Here is a 20,436-nt window from a genome sequence, read left to right as displayed (position 1 = left end):
AAATGCTCTAGAGTCGGCGGATCCCACGCCGGACCCGAGTCATGCGAATCCGCTCTCCCGCGCGCCTGCCGCTGGCAGGCGCGCCCTGGTGGTTGCTGTGCCTGGTGTTGTCGCTGCCGTTGCAGGCGGCCGAGGTCGTCTACGTACGCGCCGGGCAACTGCTCGATGTCGAGCGCGGCCGCCTGCTGAGCGATCACGCCGTGCTGGTGCGCGACGGGCGCATCGCATCCATCGGGCCCGCGGTCACGCTGCCGCCACCGCCAGGCGCCGACATCCGCGACCTTTCCGGTTACACCGTCCTGCCGGGCCTGATGGACGCGCATGTGCATCTCGTCGGCGATGCCAGCCTGCACGGCTACGCCGGGCTGGGCGAGTCGCTGCCGGCGGCCACGTTGCACGGCGCGCGCAATGCCCGCACCACGCTCGATGCCGGCTTCACCACGGTGCGCAACCTCGGTGCGCCGGGCTACGCCGATGTCGCGCTGCGCGACGCGATCGCCGCCGGCGTGGTGCCGGGGCCCCGGGTGCTGGCCGCCGGTCTGGGCATCGGCATCACCGGCGGCCACTGCGCCGACAACAACCTGTTGCCCTACGAGGACGGCGCGCGCGGCGACGGTGTCGCCGACGGTCCGTGGGAGGCGCGGCGCAAGGTCCGCCAGAACGTCAAGTTCGGTGCCGACGTGATCAAGGTCTGCTCGACCGGCGGGGTGATGTCACGCGGCACCGAGGTCGGTGCGCCGCAGTTCACCCTGGAGGAGCTGCGGGCGGTGGTCGACGAGGCGCACAGCCACGGCCGCAAGGTGGCCTCGCACGCGCACGGGGCGACCGGGATCCGCAACGCGCTGGACGCAGGCGTCGATTCCATCGAGCACGCCAGTTTCATCGACGACGCGGGGATCGCGCTCGCACGCCGCAACGGCGCCGTGCTGGTGATGGACATCTACACCACCGAATACATCCTGGGCGAAGGCGCCACGGCCGGGATCCTGCCCGAGTCGCTGGAGAAGGAGCGCCGTACCGGCCATGTCCAGCGCGAGAACTTCACCCGCGCGCTGCGCGCCGGGGTGCCGATGGCGTTCGGCAGCGATGCCGGCGTCTATCCGCATGGGCGCAACGCCCGCCAGTTCGCACGCATGGTGGAATTCGGAATGACGCCGCTGCAGGCGATCCAGGCCGCGACCCTGCACACCGCACGGCTGTTCGGCATCGAGCACGACACCGGCGTGCTGCGGGAGGGCTTCGTCGCCGATCTCATCGCCATCCAGGGCGACCCGCTGGACGACGTGTCGCGGCTTGAGGACGTGCGCTTCGTGATGAAGGCCGGGCATGTGCATCGCGACGAGACCGTGCGATGAGCGACGATCCGATGTCGGGCACGGGGTGGGGCGATGCCTGGCGACTGCAGCGCGATCCGATCGAGGATCCGCGGGTGATCGCGTTGCTGGAGGCGCATCTGCGTGAGCTCGCGCCGACCGCGCCTGCCGAAAGCCGCCACGCGCTGGATCTCGACGGCCTGCGCCGGCCCGACATCGCGTTCTGGACCCTGTGGGAAGACGAGGCCCTGCTGGGTTGCGGCGCGCTGAAGACGCTCGACCCCGCGCACGCGGAGATCAAGTCCATGCGGACCGCCCGGGCGCACCTGCGTCGCGGCGTGGCGCGGCACATTCTGGATCACCTGCTGATCCGGGCCCGGGAGGCAGGTGCGGTCCGCGTCAGCCTGGAAACCGGCTCGATGGCCTACTTCGAGCCCGCGCGCCGGCTGTACGCCCGCGCCGGGTTCGTGCCGTGCCCGCCGTTCGCGGCCTATCGCGAGGATCCCAACAGCGTCTTCATGACCCGGACGCTGGTGCCGGCATGACCGCGGCATCGACGTGCGCGTCCGCCACGCCGTCCGGCCGATGCCGCCGCATCGGCGGGGGTGTTCGGCATGTGTGAGGCGACCGGGCCGGCGCGAGCGCGGGCGCCCGCCGCGCCCGCGCGCGATCTCTATCCCGATGCCCTGCGCGCGATCGCGTTGCTGGTGGTGGTGTTCGGGCACTGGATGGCGACCCTGCCGCGTCTGGAGGCCGGGCGCCTGGTCGATACCGACCACCTGCTGCGGACCTGGGAACTGGCCGGCGCGCTGACCTGGGTGGTGCAGGTGGTGCCGCTGTTCGTGTTCGTCTCGGCGGCGGTGAGCGCCGATGGCGTCGCGCGCCGCTTGGGCGAGCGGACATCGCAGCGGCAGTGGTGGGTGGCACGCGCGCTCGCGCTGGCACGGCCGACGGTCACCTATCTCGCCGTGCTCGCCGGCGTGGCCCTGGTCGCGCTCGTGGCCGGCGGGCGCCTGCTCGATGCGTTCAACACCTCGCTGACCATCCATCTCTGGTTCCTGGTGATGCTGCTGGCGGTGCAGGCCCTGCTGCCGCTGTGCGTGCGGGCGGACCGACGCTTCGGCCTGAAGGCGGTGCTGGCCCTGCTCGTGGTCGCGGCACTGGCCGACCTGCTGCGTGCCGGGGTGCGGACGCCTGGCGACGTGCTGATGCTGGGTGCGCGGGTGGAGGCCGGCCCCGGCGGGATCGGCTGGATCAACCTGCTCGCGGTGTGGTTGCTGCCGCAGCAACTGGGTATCGCCTGGCGCAACGGCCGACTGGGCGGCGCGCGGGGGGGCGCGGTGCTGCTCGCGCTCGGCGTGACGTGGCTGGCGGCGGCAATGGCCAGCGGCTATCCGGTGGCGATGGTGGGCGTGGCGCTGGCCGGCAACAACATGCTGCCGCCGACGCTGGCGCTGGTCGGGGTGGTCTGGCTGCAGGTCGGTGCGGTGTTGCTGGCCGAAGCGCCCGCCCGGCGCTTCCTCGCCCGGCATCCGGCACCGCGGATCATCGGCGTCCTCGCCGCGCTCGGCATGCCGCTGTACCTGTGGCACAAACTGGCCGAATTGCCGGCGGCGTGGCTGGGGGAGCGGCTCGGACTGCCGATCGATGCCGGCGATCCGGGGACGCCCGGCTTCTGGCTGGGGCGTGCGTGCTGGCTGCTGCTGTGTGCGGTGGCGCTCGCGCCGGTGATGTGGGCGGCGGTGCGTTTCGAACTGCGTCGTCGGCGCGACCTGGCGGCAGCGACGACGACGGCCGCCATCGTCGGCGGGGGCGTGGCGTTGTTCGCGGGCCTTGCCGTCGCCCTGTTGCTGGGTGCGGCGCCGGGCGCGTTCGTCGCCCTGGTCTGCGTGGCGGCGGCCTCCTGGCTGCTGCGTGCGCATCCGCAGCCGCCGGCGACACGGGCCGGCGCGCGCTGACGCCCGCGCGCCGCGGGCCGTGAGAGCAGGGGGGGGGGCGGAGGCCGCGCCCGCGAGGGGCTCAATCCTCGCCGATATCCTCGTGCCAGACCTCGGGATGGGCGGCGATCCAGTCGCCCAGCATCGCGATGCATTCGGCGTCCTGCAGGTCGATCACCTCGACGCCGTGCTCGCGCAGCCAGGTGTGGCCGCCCTGGAAGTTGTCCGCCTCGCCCATGACCACGGTGCCGATCCCGAACTGCCTGACCAGGCCGCTGCAGTACCAGCACGGCGACAGCGTGGTGACCATGATCGTGTCGCGGTAGCTGCGCTGACGGCCGGCCTTGCGGAAGGCGTCGGTCTCGCCGTGCACGGACGGGTCGCCTTCCTGTACGCGGCGGTTGCGGCCACGGCCGAGCAGGGTGCCGTCGCGGTGGAACAGGGCCGCGCCGATCGGGATGCCGCCCTCGGCCAGGCCCAGGCGCGCTTCGGCGACGGCGACCTCGAGCATGGCGCGGTAGTCGGGAGTGGCGATGGCGGGCACGTGATCGGAACCGGAGGGCATGGGTGATCCAGCATTGGACGGCACGCGCAGTGTTGCATGGTCCCGGCATCGGGCGCCGGAGCAGCCATCGCGATGCCGCGGTCCAGCCGCCGCAAGGCGGCGGACCCGTGTCGCCGGTGGGGCGGCCCCGTCCGTGGCCGGCGAGGGCGCGGCAACCGCCACGGCAGGCGCACGCCACGGGTGCGATAATCGGCGCATGAACGAATCCGACAAGTCCGGCACCACGCATTTCGGCTACCGCGACGTGCCCACCGGCGAAAAGCAGAAGCTGGTCGGCGAGGTGTTCTCGTCGGTCGCGCGCAACTACGACCTGATGAACGACCTGATGAGCCTCGGCATCCATCGGGTCTGGAAGCGCTATTTCGCCGCCACCGCGCAGGTCAAACGCGGCGATCGCGTACTGGATCTGGCCGGCGGCACCGGCGACATCGCCGCGCTGCTCAAGCCGCGGGTGGGCGAGACCGGCGACATCGTGCTCGGCGACATCAACGGCGAGATGCTGCGCGTCGGTCGCGACCGCATGACCGACCGCGGGGTGGTCCGCGGACTGGACTACGTGCAGTGCAACGCCGAGGCACTGCCGTTTCCGGACGCCAGCTTCGATCTGGTCACCATCGCGTTCGGCCTGCGCAACGTGACCGACAAGGACGCCGCGCTGCGGGAGATGCGCCGGGTGCTGAAGGTCGGCGGGCAGGCGCGGGTGCTGGAGTTCTCCGAAGTGAAGCCGGAATGGTTCCGCCCCTTGTACGACTTCCATTCCTTCCAGGTGATGCCGCGGCTGGGCAGGTTGTTCGCCAACGATGCCGACAGTTATCGCTACCTCTCGGAATCGATCCGCAAGCACCCGCCGCAGGACGCGCTCAAGGCGATGATGGCCGAGGCCGGCTTCGACCGTCCGCGCTACCGCAACCTCTCCGGTGGCATCGTCGCCATCCACGACGGCTACAGGGCCTGACGGTCGCGGGCCTTCGCGCCCGCACCCGCGTGCGTCGTGCAGGCGGCGGCCTGTCGTGGCGCCCCTCGCCGACGGCGCGCGCGTCCGTCCCGCCGCGCACCTTGCCGCTTCCGGCGATACGCCCGCGTGGCGTGTGATCCCGCCTGCCGATGGCTGGAGGTCGGGCCATGCGGCGCTAGAATGGCCGCTTCCCCTTGTACGGATGTCGCCCGATGCGCTCGTTCCGGACCGTCGCCTGTGTGCTGGCCCTGGCCGCCCTGACCCTGGCCGCCTGCAATCGCCAGCCCAGCCCCGACCCCACTGCGCCGGGCCCGGCGCCGACCCAGGACACGCCCGTGACCGCAGACCGTGACGAGCACTCCTATGCCGAGCCGGACAAGGTCGTCATCGACGATCTCGCGCTGGATCTCGATCTGGACTTCGACACCCGCACCCTGGCCGGAACCGCGACCTACACGCTCGCCTGGCGCGACGACAGCGCCGACACCCTGGTCCTGGATACCCGCGACCTGACCATCGAGCGTGTCGAGGGCGAGCGCGACGGCCAGTGGCACGCACTGGCATTCGCACTCGACGACGCCCACGCCACCCTCGGCAGCCGGCTCGTCGTCCAGACACCCGAGCGCGACACCCGGGTGCGCGTGACCTACCGCACCTCGCCCCAGGCGTCCGGCCTGCAATGGCTGACTCCGGAGATGACCGAAGGCGGCATTCTGCCCTTCATGTTCAGCCAGTCGCAGCAGATCCACGCGCGCAGCTGGGTGCCGCTGCAGGACACCCCCGCAGTGCGTTACACCTACACCGCCACGGTGCGCACGCGCCCGGACGTGATGGTGCTCATGAGTGCCGACAACGCGCCCGACGCCCAGCGCGACGGCACGTACACGTTCACCATGCCGCAGCGCATTCCCTCGTACCTGATGGCGATCGCGGCCGGCGACCTGGTGTTCGAGGCGATTTCCGACCGCGCCGGCGTGTGGGCCGAGCCGACGATGATCGAGCGCGCGGTGGCCGAGTTCGACGACACCGAGCGCATGATCGAAACCACCGAGCAGCTCTACGGCCCGTATCGCTGGGAGCGCTATGACCTGCTGATCCTGCCGCCGTCGTTCCCGTACGGCGGCATGGAGAATCCGCGCCTGTCGTTCATCACCCCGACCGTGATCGTGGGCGACAAGTCGCTGGTGTCGCTGATCGCTCATGAGCTCGCCCACAGCTGGTCGGGCAACCTGGTCACCTTCGCCAGCCCCAAGCACGGCTGGCTCAACGAAGGCGTCACCAGCTACGTCGAGAACCGCATCGTCGAGGCGCTGTTCGGCAAGGAATTCAGCGACATGGAGTACGTCATCGCCCGCGACGCGCTCGAGGGCGAGATCGACGGCATGTCCGATGCCGAGCAGGCGCTGGCGCTGCGTCCGGGTACCGAGATCGGTCCTGACGATCCGCTCAGCGGCGTGGTCTACGACAAGGGCGCGTGGTTCCTGCACTTCCTCGAGGAGCGCTTCGGCCGCGAGACGTTCGACCCGTTCCTGCGCGGTTACTTCGACCACTTCGCGTTCCAGTCGATCACCACCGAGCAGTTCGTGGACTACGCGCGCGAGCACTTGCTGGCGCCGAATCCGGGCACCGTGACCGACGAGGAGCTGGACGCCTGGATCTACGGCACGGGCATTCCGGAGTCCGCGCCGCGGGTGCTGTCGCCGCGGCTGGGGCTGGTGGACTCCGCGCGCCTGGCGTGGCTGGGCAGCGCCCAGCTGCCGCCGCAGCAGCTGACCGGCGAGTGGACCACGCAGGAGTGGATCCATTTCCTGGAGGGCATGCCCGAGACGCTGTCGCTGGAGCAGATGGCGCAGCTCGACACCGCCTACCAGTTCACCGGCACCCCCAACGGCGAACTGGCGATGCGCTGGTATCCGCTGGCGGTGCGCAGCGCGTACATGCTCGCGTTCGAGCCGATGACCGAATTCCTGCGCAGCGTGGGCCGGATGAAGCTGGTCATGCCGGTCTACACGGCCCTGGCGCAGACCCCGGAGGGCCTGGCGCTGGCGCGCGAGGTGTTCGCGCAGGCGCGGCCGACCTACCATCCGATCACCGCGGCCGCGGTGCAGCGGATCATCGACCAGGCCAGGCCGGAGACGTCGCCGGCCGCGGAGCCGCCCGCCGACGCGGGCTGAGCGCGCGGCAGCGCCGCCGCGCGGTGGGCGAGGTGGTGGCGCGCGTTGAAAGTCGGTGCAGTAGGTGAACGATGGCGCTCGTGGATGTGCCTCGCGGGCGCGAACGACGGCCTCGTGATCCGGTCCGCCGGGTCGCCGACCGTCCTGTGCCGGCGATGCCGGGGGCCCGCGCATCGCCACGGGACGTCGTCGGCCGTCGAGTCCGACGCGACAGCGCCGCGTCCGCCCGTGACGGGTCCGGGACCGAACGGCTAAGCTCGGGGGCCTGTCCTTCGGATCCGAGCCATGCCCGTACAACTGCCCCTGATCGCATTGGCGCTCGCATTCGCGCTCACCGGCTGCAGTGATCGGGAGGCCGAGGCGGCGGCGCAGGCGGCAGCGCGCGCGGAGGCCGCCGAGCGGCAGGCCTCCGAGGCCGAGGCCGGCTTCGACAAGGCGGTGGCGGACGAGAACTGGGCGCTGGCCAAGGCGCAGGGGGAGGTCCTGTTCATGCGCTGGCCGGATACCGACGCCGCCGACCGCGTGCGCGCGCGCTTCGACGACATCACCGCCAAGGCCGACGACGAGCGCGAGAGTACGCGCACCGCCGCGTTGTGGAGCTACCAGGCGATCGCCGTGGAGGGCGGCCAGCAGCGCTCGGCGGCGATCGACGCGCGCGAGCGGGTGGATGTCGACGGCAGCGGCGCACGCCGGGTCCAGCTGATCTTCCGCGATCATCCGTCCTGGGGCCGCAGCAGCTATCTGGTGCTGCAGGCCGGCGACTTCGACTGCTACGGGCAGTGCCGGGTGAACGTGACCGTGGACGGCGACGCGCGCCGGATGGCGGCCAACCGGCCCAGGACCGACGAGGCCATCGCGATGTTCGTCAACGACGAGGCCGCGCTGTGGGCGGCCATCCGCGACGCGAAGACCCTGAGCATCGAGTTCCCGGTCAGCGCCGGCGGCAACCGCACCGCGGTGTTCGAGGTCGGCGGCCTGGACCGCGCGCGGATGCCGGGCTGGGACTGAGCGGCACCCGGAACTGTGATCGGCGTCGCGGCGGCTTAGGGTTGTCCCCAGCTGCCGGCAGGCGGGCCGCCGCCGAAACTCGGGAGGGGCCGGGCCGGTACCCGGCCCCGACTCCGCTGCCGGAACCGATGCCATGACCCTCGACGCCGTTTCGAACGACCCGTCGCGCGCGCAAAGCGACCCGACGCCCGCCGACCTGCCCACGCATACGGTCCGGCAGGGCGAAACGCTGTCCACCATCGCCCGCGATTACGCGGTGAGCCTGCAGGCGATGCGCGATGCGAATCCGGACATCCTCAACCCCGACGTGGTCTATCCGGATCAGCGCATCGCGCTGCCCGAGGGCGCGGTGTCGCGGGCGCCCGCGCTGGTGGACCCCGAAGGACCGACGCCGCGGCTGTCGCTCGATGCGCGCGGTCCGGTGGTGGCGGATCTGCAGCAGGGGCTGGAACGGGGTGGCTATGCGCCGGGCGTGATCGACGGCATCTTCGGCAGCCAGACCGATGCCGCGGTGCGGGCGTTCCAGGGCGATCGCGGTCTGGAGGTGGATGGCATCGTGGGGCCGAAGACCTGGGGCGAACTGGGGCGCGTCGCCACCGCGTCACCGGGTCCGGTGGCCCCGGTCACCGGCGAACCCGCCGATGTCACCGATCCGCTCACCGCACAGCGCATCCAGGGCCTGCACCCGGAGGTGCGCGCCACGGCGGCCGCCTTCGTCAACCGGGTCGAGCAGGAGCTCGGCATCACCTTGCGCGTCAGCGACGGTTTCCGCACGTTCGCCGAGCAGGACACCCTGTACACCCAGGGGCGCACCGCGCCGGGCCCGGTGGTCACGCATGCGCGCGGTGGCCAGAGTTACCACAACTACGGACTGGCGTTCGACGTGGTCCAGTTGTTGCCCAACGGGGGCGTGAGCTGGGATCTGGACTGGAACGCGGTCGGCCGGATCGGCCAGGACCTCGGGCTGGAATGGGGCGGCACCTGGACCCGCCCCGTCGACCGTCCCCACTTCCAGATGGACTTCGGCCTGAGCACCACGCAGTTGCAGCAGCGGCTCAATGGCGGGCAGACGCAGGACGGTTTCGTCAACGTGCGTTGACCGTTTTCGCACCCTGGCCGGGCCGTGCCTGATCCCTTCTCCCGCGCGCGCGGGAGAAGATGCCCCGAAGGGGCGGATAAGGCGAGTTTCAGCGCAGCACGTAGCCGAACTGCTGCCGGAACTGCTCGGCGAACTCGTCGTAGTCGAAGCGCTGATTCTGCGTGCCCGGGTGCTCCACCTTCAGCGCACCCATCAGATTGCCGATGCGGCCGATGGTCTGCCAGTCGTAGCCCTTCTGCAGTCCGAAGATCAGGCCGGCGCGGAAGGCGTCGCCGCAGCCGGTGGGGTCGGTCACCCGGCGCTCCTGCGCCTGCGGGATGTGGAAGGTCTGCTCGGGCGTGTGGATATCCGATCCCTTCGGGCCACGCGTGGTGATGTACGCCTTGACCCGCTGGACGATCTCCGCCTCGTTCCAGCCGGTGCGTTCCTGCAGCAGGTTGGATTCGTAATCGTTGACCGTGACGTAGTCGGCCAGATCGATGAAATTGCGCAGCTCCTCGCCGTTGAACAGCGGCATGGCCTGGCCCGGATCGAAGATGAAGGGGATGCCGGCCTCGGCGAATTCCGCCGCGTTCTGCAGCATGCCCTCGCGGCCGTCCGGGCTGACGATGCCGAAGGTCACGCCCTTCACGTCCTTCACGTGGTTCTCGTAGCTGCGCATCATCGCGCCCGGGTGGAACGCGGTGATCTGGTTGTTGTCGTGGTCGGTGGTGATGAAGGCCTGCGGGGTGAACAACTCGTCGATCACCTTCACCTGGTCGAGGCGGATGTCCATCTCCTCGAACCATTCGCGGTAGGGCGCGAAGTCCTGGCCCACGGTCGCCATCGGCACCGGCTCACCGCCGAGCAGCTTGAGGTTGTAGGCGATGTTGCCGGCGCAGCCGCCGAATTCACGGCGCATCCGCGGCACCAGGAACGAGACGTTCAGGATGTGGACCTTGTCCGGCAGGATGTGGTTCTTGAACTGGTCGGGGAACACCATGATGGTGTCGTAGGCCAGGGATCCACAGATCAGGACGGACATCGGTCGGCGCTCGTGCAGGCGGAGAGCCGCATAGGGTACACCGGCCGCGAAGCGGTCCGGCCCGCGCCCGTGCCGGACCAGGGCTGCCCGTCCAACCGCCCGATTCGGAAAAAACCCGGCAACGGTGCGGTTTTTCCGTATCCGGACCGCACTGGCGGCTGCGCTTTTTGCTAATCTTGACGTTCCGTTGACGCGCGCGATTCCCCCGTCGTGCGCCCGTCGCGCCCTCCCGACCGGATTCCCTTCCCAGATGTTCAAAAAGTTCCGCGGTCTGTTCTCCAACGACCTGTCCATCGACCTGGGCACCGCCAACACCCTCATCTTCGTCCGCGGCCAGGGCATCGTGCTCAACGAGCCGTCCGTGGTCGCCGTGCGCCAGGACCGCGCCGGTGGCCAGAAGGCCGTCGCCGCCGTCGGCAGCGAGGCCAAGCAGATGCTCGGCCGCACCCCCGGCAACATCACCACGCATCGCCCGATGAAGGACGGCGTCATCGCCGACTTCACCTACACCGAGGAGATGCTCAAGCACTTCATCAAGAAGGTGCACAAGTCGCGCTTCCTGCGCCCGAGCCCGCGCGTGCTGATCTGCGTGCCCTGCGGTTCGACCCAGGTCGAGAAGCGCGCGATCAAGGACTCCGCGCTGGAGGCCGGCGCCCGCGACGTCTCGCTGATCGAAGAGCCCATGGCCGCCGCCATCGGCGCCGGCATGCCGGTCACCGAGGCGCGCGGCTCGATGGTGGTCGACATCGGCGGTGGCACCACCGAGGTCGCGGTGATCGCGCTCAACGGCATCGTCTACTCGCAGTCGGTGCGCATCGGCGGCGACCGCTTCGACGAGTCGGTGATCAACTACGTGCGCCGAAACCACGGCATGCTGATCGGCGAGTCCACCGCAGAGCGGATCAAGCTCGAGATCGGCAATGCCTATCCGCAGGAGCGCACCATCGAGATGGAAGTCTCCGGTCGCCACCTGGCCGAAGGCGTGCCGAAGATGGTCAAGATCACCTCCACCGAGGTGCTCGACGCGCTGCGCGAGCCGCTGTCGGGCATCGTCGAGGCGATCAAGCAGGCGCTGGAGCAGACCCCGCCCGAACTGTGCGCCGACGTGGCCGAGCGTGGCATCGTGCTCACCGGAGGCGGCGCACTGCTGCGCGACCTCGACCGCCTGATCAGCGAGGAGACCGGCCTGCACGTGCAGGTCGCGGAGGACCCGCTGACCTGCGTGGCGCGGGGCGGCGGGCGTGCGCTGGAGCTGTTGGACATGCACGGCAACGAGTTCTTCACCGCGGAGTGAGTCGAGCGGTCCGGGCCGCTGCTTTGGCGTGCCGGACGGTGGTCGAGCTGCTCTTCCGCGCGTTGCCGGAAAGAGGGGCGGGGTGAGGGAATGCGTTGCCGCGCGTCGTGCCCCCCACCCCAACCCCTCCCCCGCATGCAGGGGAGGGGCGTGGGTACCATGCGGGTGTCGCTTCGGGCACCGTCGTGGTGATGGTTGGTTTCTATTTCTTCGGTGAATTCGGGTAATCCTGGGGTGTCCTACGCCAGCAATTCCGCAGCGCGAAAAGGCGATGTGGCCGGCACGCTCCGGTTGCTGGCGTACCTCGCGATTTCCCTGAGCCTGGTGGTCGCCGACCACCGCGGAGAATGGCTGGCGCAGGTGCGCGCCCAGGCCAGCATCGCGATGCAGCCGCTGTGGTGGCTGGCGGGGTTGCCGTCGCGGCTGGGACGCAGCGTGCGCGAGGATGCGGTGACCCGCAGCCTGCTGGCCGAAGACAACCATCGTCTGCGCAACGAGTTGCTGGTGGTCAATGCGCGGATGGCGCGGCTGCAGGCGGCGGCGGCCGAGAACCAGCGCCTGCGCGCGATGCTCGAGGCCACCGACGGCGGCCGCATGGATGTGCAGCTGGCGCCGATCCTCGACATCGATCTCGACCCCAGCCGCCAGCGCCTCACCCTGCGCGCGGGCACCCGCGACGGGGTGCGCATCGGCCAGAGTGCGATCGATGCGGGGGGCGTGCTCGGTCAGATCATCGCCGCCACGCAGACCACCTCGACCGTGCTGCTGTTGACCGATCCGGACCATGCCATCCCGGTCGAGGTCGCACGCACCGGTGTCCGCCTGGTCGTGTACGGCCAGGGACGCGGCGACCTGTTGCGCCTGCCCAACGTGCCGTTGTCGAGCGACGTGGAAGAGGGCGATGCGCTGGTGACGTCCGGCCTGGGTGGTCGCTTCCCGCCTGGATTCCCGGTCGGCACGATCGCCGCGCTGGCCCCCGACGACAGCCGCGCATTCCTGCTCGGCGACGTGGTGCCGGCCGCGCAGATCGATCGCGGTCGCGACGTGCTGCTGCTGCGTGAGGCACGGGCGGCATTGCCGCGCGTGGCCCGCGCGACCGACGCGGGCGAGACCGCCATCGGCACCCGCATGGAACGCGGCCGCCCCGCCGACGCGGTCGAGGCCGCCGCCGCCGCGCTCGCGGTGCCGGCGCCCGCTGACCCGCCCGCTGCGCCCGCGGAGCCCGCAACATGAGGCGCACCCGCAACAACTGGGTGCTGCCGGTCAGCGTGTTGCTGGGGCTGCTGTTGGGCTTGCTCCCGCTGCCCGAGACGCTGCAGCCGTTGCGTCCGTACTGGCTGGCGCTGGTCGTGGCCTACTGGGTGATGGAGGGCGACGACCGGCTCGGTCTCGGCTTCGCGTTCGGCGTCGGCCTGGTGGCCGACCTCGCGTTCGGCAGCCTGCTGGGCGAGCAGGCGCTGCGGCTGACCATCCTCGCCTTCATCCTGCAGCGCTTCCGGACCCAGATGCGCTTCTTCCCCGTGCCGCAGCAGGCCCTGGCCATCGGCGGCCTGCTGCTCAACGATCGCGTGGTCAACGCGGCGCTGCATCTGGCGCTGGGCGTGCCGCAACTGCCCTGGACCTATTGGCTCGCGCCGTTGATCGGCATGCTGCTGTGGCCGCCGCTGTTCGTGCTGATGGATTCGCTGCGGCTCAACCGCAGGAAGGGCAGCTGAGATGATGGCCGCGCGCCGCCAGCGCCGGGTCCGCAATCCGGCCGCGGAGGCGGACCAGTTTCGCCGCCGCGCGTTGGTCGGCTTCGCCGGCGTGCTGCTGGCGCTGGGCGGGCTGGCGGGCTGGTACTTCAAACTGCAGGTCATCGAGCACGGCGATTACATGCGCCGTTCCGAGGCCAACCGCATCAAGCCGCGGCCGGTGGTGCCGGGACGCGGCCTGATCTACGACCGGCACGGCCGCATCCTGGCCGACAACGTGCCCGCCTATCGCCTCGAGGTGACGCCCGAGGATGCCGGCGACATTGATCGCCTGCTGGCCGGGCTCGGCGGGATCTTCGATCTCGATCCCGTCGATGTGGCGCGGTTCCGGGAGGAGCGTCGGGTCAATCGCGGCTTTCGCGCGCTGACGCTCAAGTTGCGCGTCACCGAGGACGAGGCGGCGCAGTTCGCGGTCGACCGCTGGCGCTTTCCCGGCGTCGAGGTCGTGCCGTATCTCAACCGGCGCTATCCCTACGGCCCGCTGTTCGCCCACGTCATCGGCTACGTGGGGCGCACCGACGAGAGCGACGTCGAGCGCTACGGCGCCAACCACGTGCTGTTCCCGCACACCGGACGCACCGGCATCGAGCGGTCCTACGAGGAAGGCCTTCGCGGCGTGCTCGGCTACGAGCAGGTGGAGACCAACGTCGAAGGCCGCGCGCTGGCGACGTTGGGCCGGGTGCCGGCGGTGGCCGGCGCCGACCTGCGCCTGAGCGTGGATCTGGATCTGCAACAGGCGATGGTGCGGGCCTTCGGCGAGCTGCAGGGTTCGGCGGTGGCGGTCGATCCGGACACGGGACAGATCCTGGGCATGGTCAGCCTGCCGAGCTTCGATCCCAACCTGTTCGTCAACGGCATCTCGCACATCGACTACCGCGCGTTGATGGACGACCCCGCGCGTCCGCTGTTCAACCGAAACGTGCTGGGCGGCGGCCCGCCGGGTTCGACGGTGAAACCGTTCATCGCCCTGGCCGGTGTCGACAGCGGCATGCGGCGTCCGTCGGACGGGGTGTTCTCCACCGGCGAATTCTTCATCCCCGGGCAGCGCCGCGGCTACCGCGACGCCGCGCCCGGCGCCGGCTGGACCGATTTGCGCGATTCCATCGCGCGCTCGATCAACTTCTACTACTACAAGCTCGCCTACGACATGGGCATCGAGCGTTTCGCCGATTACATGACGCGATACGGATTCGGCCAGCCGACCGGAATCGACCTCGTCGGCGAGAACGCCGGCGTGGTGCCGTCGCCGGCGTTCAAGGCCAGCCGCAGCCGCGAGCCCTGGTATGCGGGCGAGACCGTGATCGCCGGTATCGGCCAGGGCTACTGGATCGCCACCGCGCTGCAGCTGGCGCGGGCGACCGCCGCCGTCGCCAACGGCGGCGACCTGCATCCGTTGCGGGTGGTCGCCGAACGCAAGGACGGTTACGACCAGCCCTGGCGCATGCTGCCGCCGGCGCCGGCGCCGCGGATCACCGAAAACCCGGACAACATACGCGCGGTGCAGGAGGGCATGGAGACGACCATTCACGGCCGCGGCACCGCGACCGCCATGGCCCGCGGCGCCGAGTACCGGATGGCGGGCAAGACCGGCACCGCGCAGCGCATCAGTCGCCGCGGCAACGTCAGCCTCGATCCGCGCACCTTGCCGTATCACTTGCGCCATCAGGCGCTGTTCGTCGGCTACGCGCCGGCCGAGAACCCGACCATCGCGCTGGCGGTGGTGGTCGAACACGGCGGCTACGGCGGCACCACCGCCGCGCCGATCGCCCGCAAGATCTTCGATGCGTGGGTGACCGGCAAGATGCCAGAGCTCGAAGCGGATGCGCGCGAGGCGGTGGTCGCCGCGGGCGCGTCGGCGGCGCCGGCCGACCAGCTCGCACCGGTGGGCAACGGCGACGGCGCGCCTGCGCTGCTGCCGGTCGATCGCACGTCGCCTTCCGCCACGCCGCCATCCGAGTCTCCGGCGGCCCGATCGCCCGCACCGGACGCCGCTGTTCCCGCGGCTGGCCCCCCGCCGCGCCGCAGTTCGGTATCGCCCGATGCACCGTCGCCGGAGGATGTGCCATGAGGGGCGCGCCATGAAAATCCTGCTGCGCTGGCTGCTCGATCTGCTGCAGCGTGCGACCCGCACGCTCGATTGGCCGCTGCTCGCGGCCCTGTGCGCGCTGATGGGCATCGGCCTGGCCGTGCTCTACAGCGCCGGCGGGCACAGCGAGGTCATGATGAAAGCCCAGGCCCTGCGCTACGGCGTGGGCCTCGGGGGACTGTGGGTGCTGTCGCGCATTCCCACCATCACCCTGCGCGGCCTGACCCCGCTGATCTACCTGATCTCGCTGGTGCCCCTGATCGCCGTTCTGTTCATCGGCACCGGCCGGCACGGCCAGCACTGGATCAACCTCGGCGTGTTCTCCCTGCAACCCGCGGAGCTGATGAAGCTGAGCCTGCCGATGATGGCGGCCTGGTATCTCAACCTCGGCTCGTTGCCGCCGCGTCCGCTCAACCTGCTGGCGACGCTGGCCATCGTCGCATTGCCGACCGGGCTCATCATGCTGCAGCCGGATCTCGGCACCGCCGTGCTCGTGGCCGCCAGCGGCGTCTTCGTGTTGTATCTCGCCGGGCTGTCGTGGTGGTGGTTCGCCGCGGCACTGGGCGGCGCGGCGGCGGCGGCGCCGGTCGCGTGGTTCTGGTTCCTGATGCCCTACCAGAAGGACCGCCTGCTGATGTTCCTCGATCCGGAGCAGGATCCGCTGGGCGCCGGCTGGAACATCATCCAGTCCAAGATCGCCATCGGCGCGGGCGGCCTGCAGGGCATGGGCTGGGGGCAGGGCACGCAGTCGCATCTGAACTTCGTGCCGGAGCACACCACCGATTTCATCTTCACCGTACTGGCCGAGGAATTCGGCTGGGTCGGGGTGATGATCACGCTGTCGCTGTACCTGTTCGTGATCGGCCGTTGCCTGTGGATCGCGGCCCAGGCGCGCGACGGGTTCGGTCGCCTGGCCGCCGGTGCGCTCGGGTTGTCGCTGTTCGTCTACGTGCTGGTCAACGGCGGCATGATCTCCGGCCTGTTGCCGGTGGTCGGCGTTCCGATGCCGCTGCTGTCGTACGGCGGGACCGCGGCGGTGTCGCTGCTGGCCGGCATGGGCGTGGTGATGTCGGTGCGCGCGCACGGCACCGCGCGGCGGCCGCGGGCGTCGTGAGAGCCTGAACGTCGCATGTCGCGGGGGTTCGGGGCGCGTGAACCGCGTGCTAACCTCGCGCCGATGACCCGTCGCGCCTACGATTCCGCACGCACCGGCCGTCTTGCCGCCTGCCTGCTCCCGCTCGCTTTGGTCGCCTGTGCGACCCAGGCCAATCCCCCCACCGTCGAAGCCGCCGCCCCGCCGTCGGTCGCGGAGACGAGCGCGCCTGCGCCGACAGCCGCCGCCGATGGCCTGCTGCCGCCGGTCCCGCAGCCGCCCGAACGGCCGGTCGCGCCCGAGTCGGTCACCGATCCTGCGATTCCCCGCGAGCAGCGCATCGCCAACTTCGTCGACTACACCGTGCAGACGTACGGTGTGTCGCCGCAGCGCATCCGCGACACCCTGGCGCGCGCCGAGTACAAGCAGAACATCATCGACGCGATCTCGCGTCCCGCCGAGGCCGTGCGTCCCTGGCGCGATTACCGTCCGATCTTCGTCAACGACCAGCGCATTTCCGGCGGCGTGCGGTTCTATCGCGAGCATCGCGATGCGCTGGAGCGCGTGGCCGCCGAGACCGGTGTGCCGGCCGAGTACATCGTGTCGATCATCGGCGTGGAGACCAGCTACGGCCGCATCACCGGCAACTTCCGTGTGGTCGATGCGCTGTACACGCTGGCCTTCGATTTCCCGCGACGCGCACCGTTCTTCGCCGGCGAGCTGGCGCAGCTGTTCGCGCTGATCGAGGAAGAGCCGCAGCTGGACGTGATGGCGCTCAAGGGCAGCTATGCCGGCGCGATGGGCATGGGCCAGTTCATGCCGTCCAGCTATCGCCTGTGGGCGAAGGACGGCGACGGCGACGGACGCCGCGACCTGCTCACCCATACGCCCGACGTGTTCGCCTCGATCGCCAACTACTTCGTCGTCCACGGCTGGGAGCGCGGCGCGCCGGTGGTGGCCCGCGCCGACCGGGCGCCGGGTGCGGACGAGTTCCGCCCGGAGAACATGGAGCCGGTCCATCCGCAGGCGCAGCTGGCCGCGCGTGGCTACACGCCGCGCGCCGGCGAGCCGGTCGCCGAGGGTGCGACCCTGCTCACCTTCGACGGCGATGCGGGCCAGGAGTACTGGCTCGGTTACCGTAACTTCTACGTAATCACCCGCTACAACCGCTCGCCGATGTATTCGCTCGCCGTGCACCAGCTCGCACAGGCGATCCGCGCCGGGGTCGGCTCGCCGTGAGGTGGGTCGCCGCGACAGGTGCCGTGATGCTGCTGGCGGCCTGCAGCGGCGCACCCAAGCGCGACGCCGGTCCGCCCGGCCACACCGCCGGGCATCGCGCCCCGCCCGCGAGTGCGCACGGGGGCGCTCGTGCGTCGCAGTCGCGGCGCTCGCCGTACGCCGCGGCGCAGGAAGACCTCAGCAAACGCGGCGACTATGTGGCCGGTGGACTGTACGCGCCACACATCCAGGACAGCGCGCCGGACTACATCCCCGACGTGGATGCGATTCCGGAGCCGGAAGTCGTCGACGAGCCGCGCTCGGCCTACGGCAACCGCTCGCCCTACCAGGTGCTCGGCAAGAGCTATCACGTGCTCGACGACCACACCGATTTCAGCGAGCAGGGCCGTGCGTCGTTCTACGGCAACAAGTTCCACGGGCGGCGCACGTCCAACCTGGAGGTGTACGACATGTACGCCTTCACCGCCGCGCACAAGTCGCTGCCGCTGCCGAGCTTCGCCCGGGTGACCAACCTGGAGAACGGCCGCTCGGTGGTGGTGCGGGTCAACGACCGCGGCCCGTTCCACGAAGGGCGTGTGGTCGACCTGAGCTGGGCGGCGGCGGTGAAGCTCGACATGCACAACGCCGGGACCGCGCAGGTCCAGGTCGACGCGCTCAGCCCCGGCGAGAACGCCCACCATCAAGGCGGCCGTTACGCCCGACGCTCGGGCCGCTCGACGCCCGCCACCGCGCCCGTCGTGGCGGCGGTGGCGAGTACGCCGACGGCCGCACCCGTCTCGGCGCCCGCGACACCGAGCCCGATGGACCGTGTGGTCTCGGCACTGCCGATCGGAGCGGCCCACGCCGGCGACCGGCCGCCGCCGACCGCCGAGGCCGCTGCGACGACCGGCGATCCGCCTGCGGCGGGCGACTGGCGGTTCGACGGCAGCCGTGAAGGCCAGACGATGAGCGCGGCCGAATTCGAGGCCTGGACGCGTGCGCGCCAGATCCGGGTGGAGGACGGCGCCTCCGTCGCCGCGCCCGCGCCGGTGCGCACGGCCCCGGCCGCGCAGCAGGACACCGGCCCTGCGCCGGCCACGGTGGGCGCACCGTCGTCCACGGGGCCGGTGACCTCCGAGCCGCTGGCGCCTGTTGCGGCACCCGCGCCCGCACCCGCTGCAGCCCCCGTCGCCGCCGGCGTGACGCTGCAGGTGGCGGCATTCGGGACCCGCGACAACGCGCAGCGCGCACTGTCGCGGCTGCAGGGCGCAGGGGTGTCGGAAGCGCAGGTGGTCGAAGGCCAGTCCGCCGGCAAGCCGGTCTGGCGATTGCGGGTCGGGCCAGTGGCCCAGGAGCGTGCCGCGGAACTCGGGGCCCGTGTCGCGGGTCTGGGATTCGGGCAGCCGCAGATCGTTCGCGATTAGACTTCCCGCCTTCGCCCTTCCGTTTCGTCCTGAGCGGCCCGTGCGGCCGCCCGCCAGGAGTTTGTGCCGTCCATGAAGTCGATTTCGCCCCGCACGCCCCGTTTCCGTCTGTCCGTCGTGTTCGCCGCTGCGTTCGCCGTGTCCGCCCTGGGGCTGGCCATCGCGCAGACGCCCGCGCCCGCGCCGGCACCCGCTGCGCCTGCAGAGGCCGCGCCGACACCGCCGCCGCCGTCGATCGTCGGCACCGCCTGGTTGCTGATGGATTACGACACCGGGCAGATCCTCGCCGGTGAAAACGTCGACCAGCAGGTCGAGCCCGCCAGCATCACCAAGGTCATGACCAGCTACGTGGTGGCCGCCGAACTCGCCGCCGGCAAGGTCTCGGTCGACGACCAGGTGATGATGACCGAGAACGCCTGGCGCAAGGGCGGGGCCCGCACCGACGGCAGCTACAGCGGTTTCCCGGTCAACCAGACCGCCTCGCTGCTGGACATGGAAAAGGGCATGGCGGTGCAGTCGGGCAACGATGCCGCGATCGCGCTGGCCGAGCATGTGGCCGGCAGCGAGGATTCGTTCTCGGCGCTGATGAACGCCTACGCCGAGCGCATCGGCATGAGCAACAGCCACTTCGTCAATTCGCACGGCCTGTCGGAGCCGAACCACCACTCCACCGCGCGCGATCTCGCGCTGCTCGGGCGCGCGATGATCCGCGACTACCCGGAGGAGTACGCGCACAACAGCATCCGCGAGATGACCGTCAACAACATCACGCAGCGCAACCGCAACCGGCTGTTGTGGCGCGACGACAGCGTGGACGGCATCAAGACCGGGCACCACTCCGGTGCCGGTTACTGCCTGATGTCCTCGGCCAAGCGCGGCGACCAGCGCCTGATCGCCGTGGTCATGGGCTCGACCGGCGAAGAGCAGCGCGCCACCGATTCGCTGGCGTTGCTCAATTGGGGCTTCCGTTTCTTCGAAGGCCACACCCTGTACGAAGCCAACCAGCCGATCACGACCCAGCGCATCTGGAAGGGCCGCGAGAACGAGCTGCGCCTGGGTCTGGCCGAACCGCTGCGCGTCACCGTGCCGCGTGGCCGCTACGAACAGCTCACCCCGACCATGGATGTCCCGACCACGCTGGTGGCGCCGGTCGAGCAGGGCGAGGCGATCGGCGTGGTCAAGGTGACCCTGGACGGTGAGGTCATCGCCGAACGGCCGCTGGTCGCGCTGGACGCGATCGAGCAGGCCGGGTTCTTCAAGCGCCTGTGGCACGAACTGCTGATGTGGTGGAACGCCGACTGAGGCACGTTCCGGCCGAGGCGCGGCGCTCTCGACCGGCCGATCGGCGCGACCGCCGTGCGCCGCTCGGCTGCCGACAACGTCTTCCCGGCCTCGATCGATGATCTGCCGATCGCGGGGGGCTCCGCTTGCGGGGCGCCTCGCTTTGATCCGGCCCCGGCTGGTGGCATGATGCCTGGCTGAGAGGGCAGGA

At 70.6% G+C, this 20,436-nt stretch carries 17 protein-coding genes; 15 read left to right on the top strand and 2 right to left on the bottom strand.

Features of this window, described 5'->3' with window-relative positions; translation table 11 throughout:
- Window positions 1-41: 41 nt before the first annotated feature.
- The 3 genes from RG19_RS13605 to RG19_RS13595 all read left to right on the top strand — a co-directional run bounded on the left by RG19_RS13605 (window position 42) and on the right by RG19_RS13595 (window position 3,271).
- On the top strand, window positions 42-1,355 hold the full coding sequence (locus RG19_RS13605; protein WP_058835740.1) for a Xaa-Pro dipeptidase: 1,314 nt from the start codon (window positions 42-44) through the stop codon (window positions 1,353-1,355).
- Window positions 1,352-1,858 (top strand): GNAT family N-acetyltransferase, encoded by a 507-nt coding sequence (locus tag RG19_RS13600; RefSeq protein ID WP_238376647.1) that lies wholly within the window; start codon window positions 1,352-1,354, stop codon window positions 1,856-1,858. Before RG19_RS13605 ends, RG19_RS13600 begins: the two co-directional genes overlap by 4 nt.
- A gap of 69 nt (window positions 1,859-1,927) precedes the next feature.
- Entirely contained in the window at window positions 1,928-3,271 is a 1,344-nt protein-coding gene (locus RG19_RS13595; protein ID WP_157515276.1) for an acyltransferase family protein, read from the top strand.
- A 61-nt stretch (window positions 3,272-3,332) separates the two neighbouring features.
- Here the strand turns inward: RG19_RS13595 and RG19_RS13590 are convergent, their stop codons facing one another.
- Entirely contained in the window at window positions 3,333-3,815 is a 483-nt protein-coding gene (locus tag RG19_RS13590; RefSeq protein ID WP_058835738.1) for a nucleoside deaminase, read from the bottom strand.
- Window positions 3,816-4,011: 196 nt separating this feature from the next.
- Between RG19_RS13590 and ubiE the strand changes: the two genes are divergently transcribed.
- From ubiE to RG19_RS13570, 4 genes are all read left to right on the top strand, one after another.
- Window positions 4,012-4,770 (top strand): bifunctional demethylmenaquinone methyltransferase/2-methoxy-6-polyprenyl-1,4-benzoquinol methylase UbiE, encoded by a 759-nt coding sequence (ubiE, locus tag RG19_RS13585; RefSeq protein ID WP_058835737.1) that lies wholly within the window; start codon window positions 4,012-4,014, stop codon window positions 4,768-4,770.
- Between the two features lie 212 nt (window positions 4,771-4,982).
- Window positions 4,983-6,944: a M1 family metallopeptidase gene (locus tag RG19_RS13580; RefSeq protein ID WP_058835736.1), complete on the top strand. Its 1,962-nt coding sequence runs from the start codon at window positions 4,983-4,985 to the stop codon at window positions 6,942-6,944.
- A gap of 285 nt (window positions 6,945-7,229) precedes the next feature.
- Window positions 7,230-7,952, top strand: a complete 723-nt coding sequence (locus RG19_RS13575) for a hypothetical protein (protein WP_058835735.1) — start codon at window positions 7,230-7,232, stop codon at window positions 7,950-7,952.
- Between the two features lie 133 nt (window positions 7,953-8,085).
- Window positions 8,086-9,051, top strand: a complete 966-nt coding sequence (locus tag RG19_RS13570) for a peptidoglycan-binding protein (RefSeq protein ID WP_058835734.1) — start codon at window positions 8,086-8,088, stop codon at window positions 9,049-9,051.
- Between the two features lie 88 nt (window positions 9,052-9,139).
- On the opposite strand, the gene RG19_RS13565 is transcribed toward RG19_RS13570, so the two are convergent.
- Window positions 9,140-10,075 carry a carbohydrate kinase family protein gene (locus RG19_RS13565; protein WP_058835733.1) on the bottom strand — a complete coding sequence of 312 codons (936 nt, stop codon included), beginning with the start codon at window positions 10,073-10,075 and terminating at the stop codon, window positions 9,140-9,142.
- 250 nt (window positions 10,076-10,325) lie between these two features.
- On the opposite strand from RG19_RS13565, the gene RG19_RS13560 reads away from it, so the two are divergent.
- From RG19_RS13560 to RG19_RS13525, 8 genes are all read left to right on the top strand, one after another.
- The gene (locus RG19_RS13560) at window positions 10,326-11,369 is read left to right on the top strand and encodes a rod shape-determining protein (protein WP_058835732.1); all 1,044 of its coding nucleotides are present in this window, start codon (window positions 10,326-10,328) and stop codon (window positions 11,367-11,369) included.
- Between the two features lie 273 nt (window positions 11,370-11,642).
- Entirely contained in the window at window positions 11,643-12,602 is a 960-nt protein-coding gene (mreC, locus tag RG19_RS13555; RefSeq protein ID WP_238376646.1) for a rod shape-determining protein MreC, read from the top strand.
- Window positions 12,599-13,084, top strand: coding sequence for a rod shape-determining protein MreD (mreD, locus tag RG19_RS13550; protein ID WP_058835730.1), 486 nt, complete (start codon window positions 12,599-12,601; stop codon window positions 13,082-13,084). Before mreC ends, mreD begins: the two co-directional genes overlap by 4 nt.
- Window positions 13,085-13,088: 4 nt before the next feature.
- Window positions 13,089-15,191, top strand: coding sequence for a penicillin-binding protein 2 (gene mrdA, locus RG19_RS13545; protein WP_058836620.1), 2,103 nt, complete (start codon window positions 13,089-13,091; stop codon window positions 15,189-15,191).
- A 10-nt stretch (window positions 15,192-15,201) separates the two neighbouring features.
- Entirely contained in the window at window positions 15,202-16,323 is a 1,122-nt protein-coding gene (gene rodA / locus RG19_RS13540) for a rod shape-determining protein RodA (RefSeq protein WP_058835729.1), read from the top strand.
- 63 nt (window positions 16,324-16,386) lie between these two features.
- On the top strand, window positions 16,387-17,541 hold the full coding sequence (gene mltB / locus RG19_RS13535) for a lytic murein transglycosylase B (RefSeq protein WP_058835728.1): 1,155 nt from the start codon (window positions 16,387-16,389) through the stop codon (window positions 17,539-17,541).
- Between the two features lie 26 nt (window positions 17,542-17,567).
- On the top strand, window positions 17,568-18,944 hold the full coding sequence (locus RG19_RS13530) for a septal ring lytic transglycosylase RlpA family protein (RefSeq protein WP_058835727.1): 1,377 nt from the start codon (window positions 17,568-17,570) through the stop codon (window positions 18,942-18,944).
- Window positions 18,945-19,016: 72 nt separating this feature from the next.
- Complete coding sequence (locus RG19_RS13525; protein ID WP_058835726.1) at window positions 19,017-20,246, top strand: D-alanyl-D-alanine carboxypeptidase family protein; 1,230 nt, start codon at window positions 19,017-19,019, stop codon at window positions 20,244-20,246.
- Window positions 20,247-20,436 lie beyond the last annotated feature (190 nt).

It is taken from the genome of Luteimonas abyssi (assembly GCF_001482195.1).
Classification (GTDB): Bacteria; Pseudomonadota; Gammaproteobacteria; order Xanthomonadales; family Xanthomonadaceae; genus Luteimonas; species Luteimonas abyssi.
The sequence above is the reverse complement of the archived record's forward strand: the minus strand, read 5'-3'. Positions and strand labels throughout refer to the sequence as shown.

What these genes read in the sequence shown, in the direction of transcription:
- RG19_RS13560 (WP_058835732.1), top strand. Translation starts at nt 10,326, where the DNA reads ATGTTCAAAAAGTTCCGCGGTCTGTTCTCCAACGACCTGTCCATCGAC.
- RG19_RS13600 (WP_238376647.1), top strand. Translation starts at nt 1,352, where the DNA reads ATGAGCGACGATCCGATGTCGGGCACGGGGTGGGGCGATGCCTGGCGA.
- mrdA (WP_058836620.1), top strand. Translation starts at nt 13,089, where the DNA reads ATGGCCGCGCGCCGCCAGCGCCGGGTCCGCAATCCGGCCGCGGAGGCG.
- RG19_RS13605 (WP_058835740.1), top strand. Translation starts at nt 42, where the DNA reads ATGCGAATCCGCTCTCCCGCGCGCCTGCCGCTGGCAGGCGCGCCCTGG.
- mltB (WP_058835728.1), top strand. Translation starts at nt 16,387, where the DNA reads ATGACCCGTCGCGCCTACGATTCCGCACGCACCGGCCGTCTTGCCGCC.
- RG19_RS13570 (WP_058835734.1), top strand. Translation starts at nt 8,086, where the DNA reads ATGACCCTCGACGCCGTTTCGAACGACCCGTCGCGCGCGCAAAGCGAC.
- mreD (WP_058835730.1), top strand. Translation starts at nt 12,599, where the DNA reads ATGAGGCGCACCCGCAACAACTGGGTGCTGCCGGTCAGCGTGTTGCTG.
- RG19_RS13575 (WP_058835735.1), top strand. Translation starts at nt 7,230, where the DNA reads ATGCCCGTACAACTGCCCCTGATCGCATTGGCGCTCGCATTCGCGCTC.
- RG19_RS13525 (WP_058835726.1), top strand. Translation starts at nt 19,017, where the DNA reads ATGAAGTCGATTTCGCCCCGCACGCCCCGTTTCCGTCTGTCCGTCGTG.
- ubiE (WP_058835737.1), top strand. Translation starts at nt 4,012, where the DNA reads ATGAACGAATCCGACAAGTCCGGCACCACGCATTTCGGCTACCGCGAC.
- RG19_RS13530 (WP_058835727.1), top strand. Translation starts at nt 17,568, where the DNA reads ATGCTGCTGGCGGCCTGCAGCGGCGCACCCAAGCGCGACGCCGGTCCG.
- rodA (WP_058835729.1), top strand. Translation starts at nt 15,202, where the DNA reads ATGAAAATCCTGCTGCGCTGGCTGCTCGATCTGCTGCAGCGTGCGACC.
- RG19_RS13595 (WP_157515276.1), top strand. Translation starts at nt 1,928, where the DNA reads ATGTGTGAGGCGACCGGGCCGGCGCGAGCGCGGGCGCCCGCCGCGCCC.
- RG19_RS13590 (WP_058835738.1), bottom strand. Translation starts at nt 3,815, where the DNA reads ATGCCCTCCGGTTCCGATCACGTGCCCGCCATCGCCACTCCCGACTAC.
- RG19_RS13580 (WP_058835736.1), top strand. Translation starts at nt 4,983, where the DNA reads ATGCGCTCGTTCCGGACCGTCGCCTGTGTGCTGGCCCTGGCCGCCCTG.
- RG19_RS13565 (WP_058835733.1), bottom strand. Translation starts at nt 10,075, where the DNA reads ATGTCCGTCCTGATCTGTGGATCCCTGGCCTACGACACCATCATGGTG.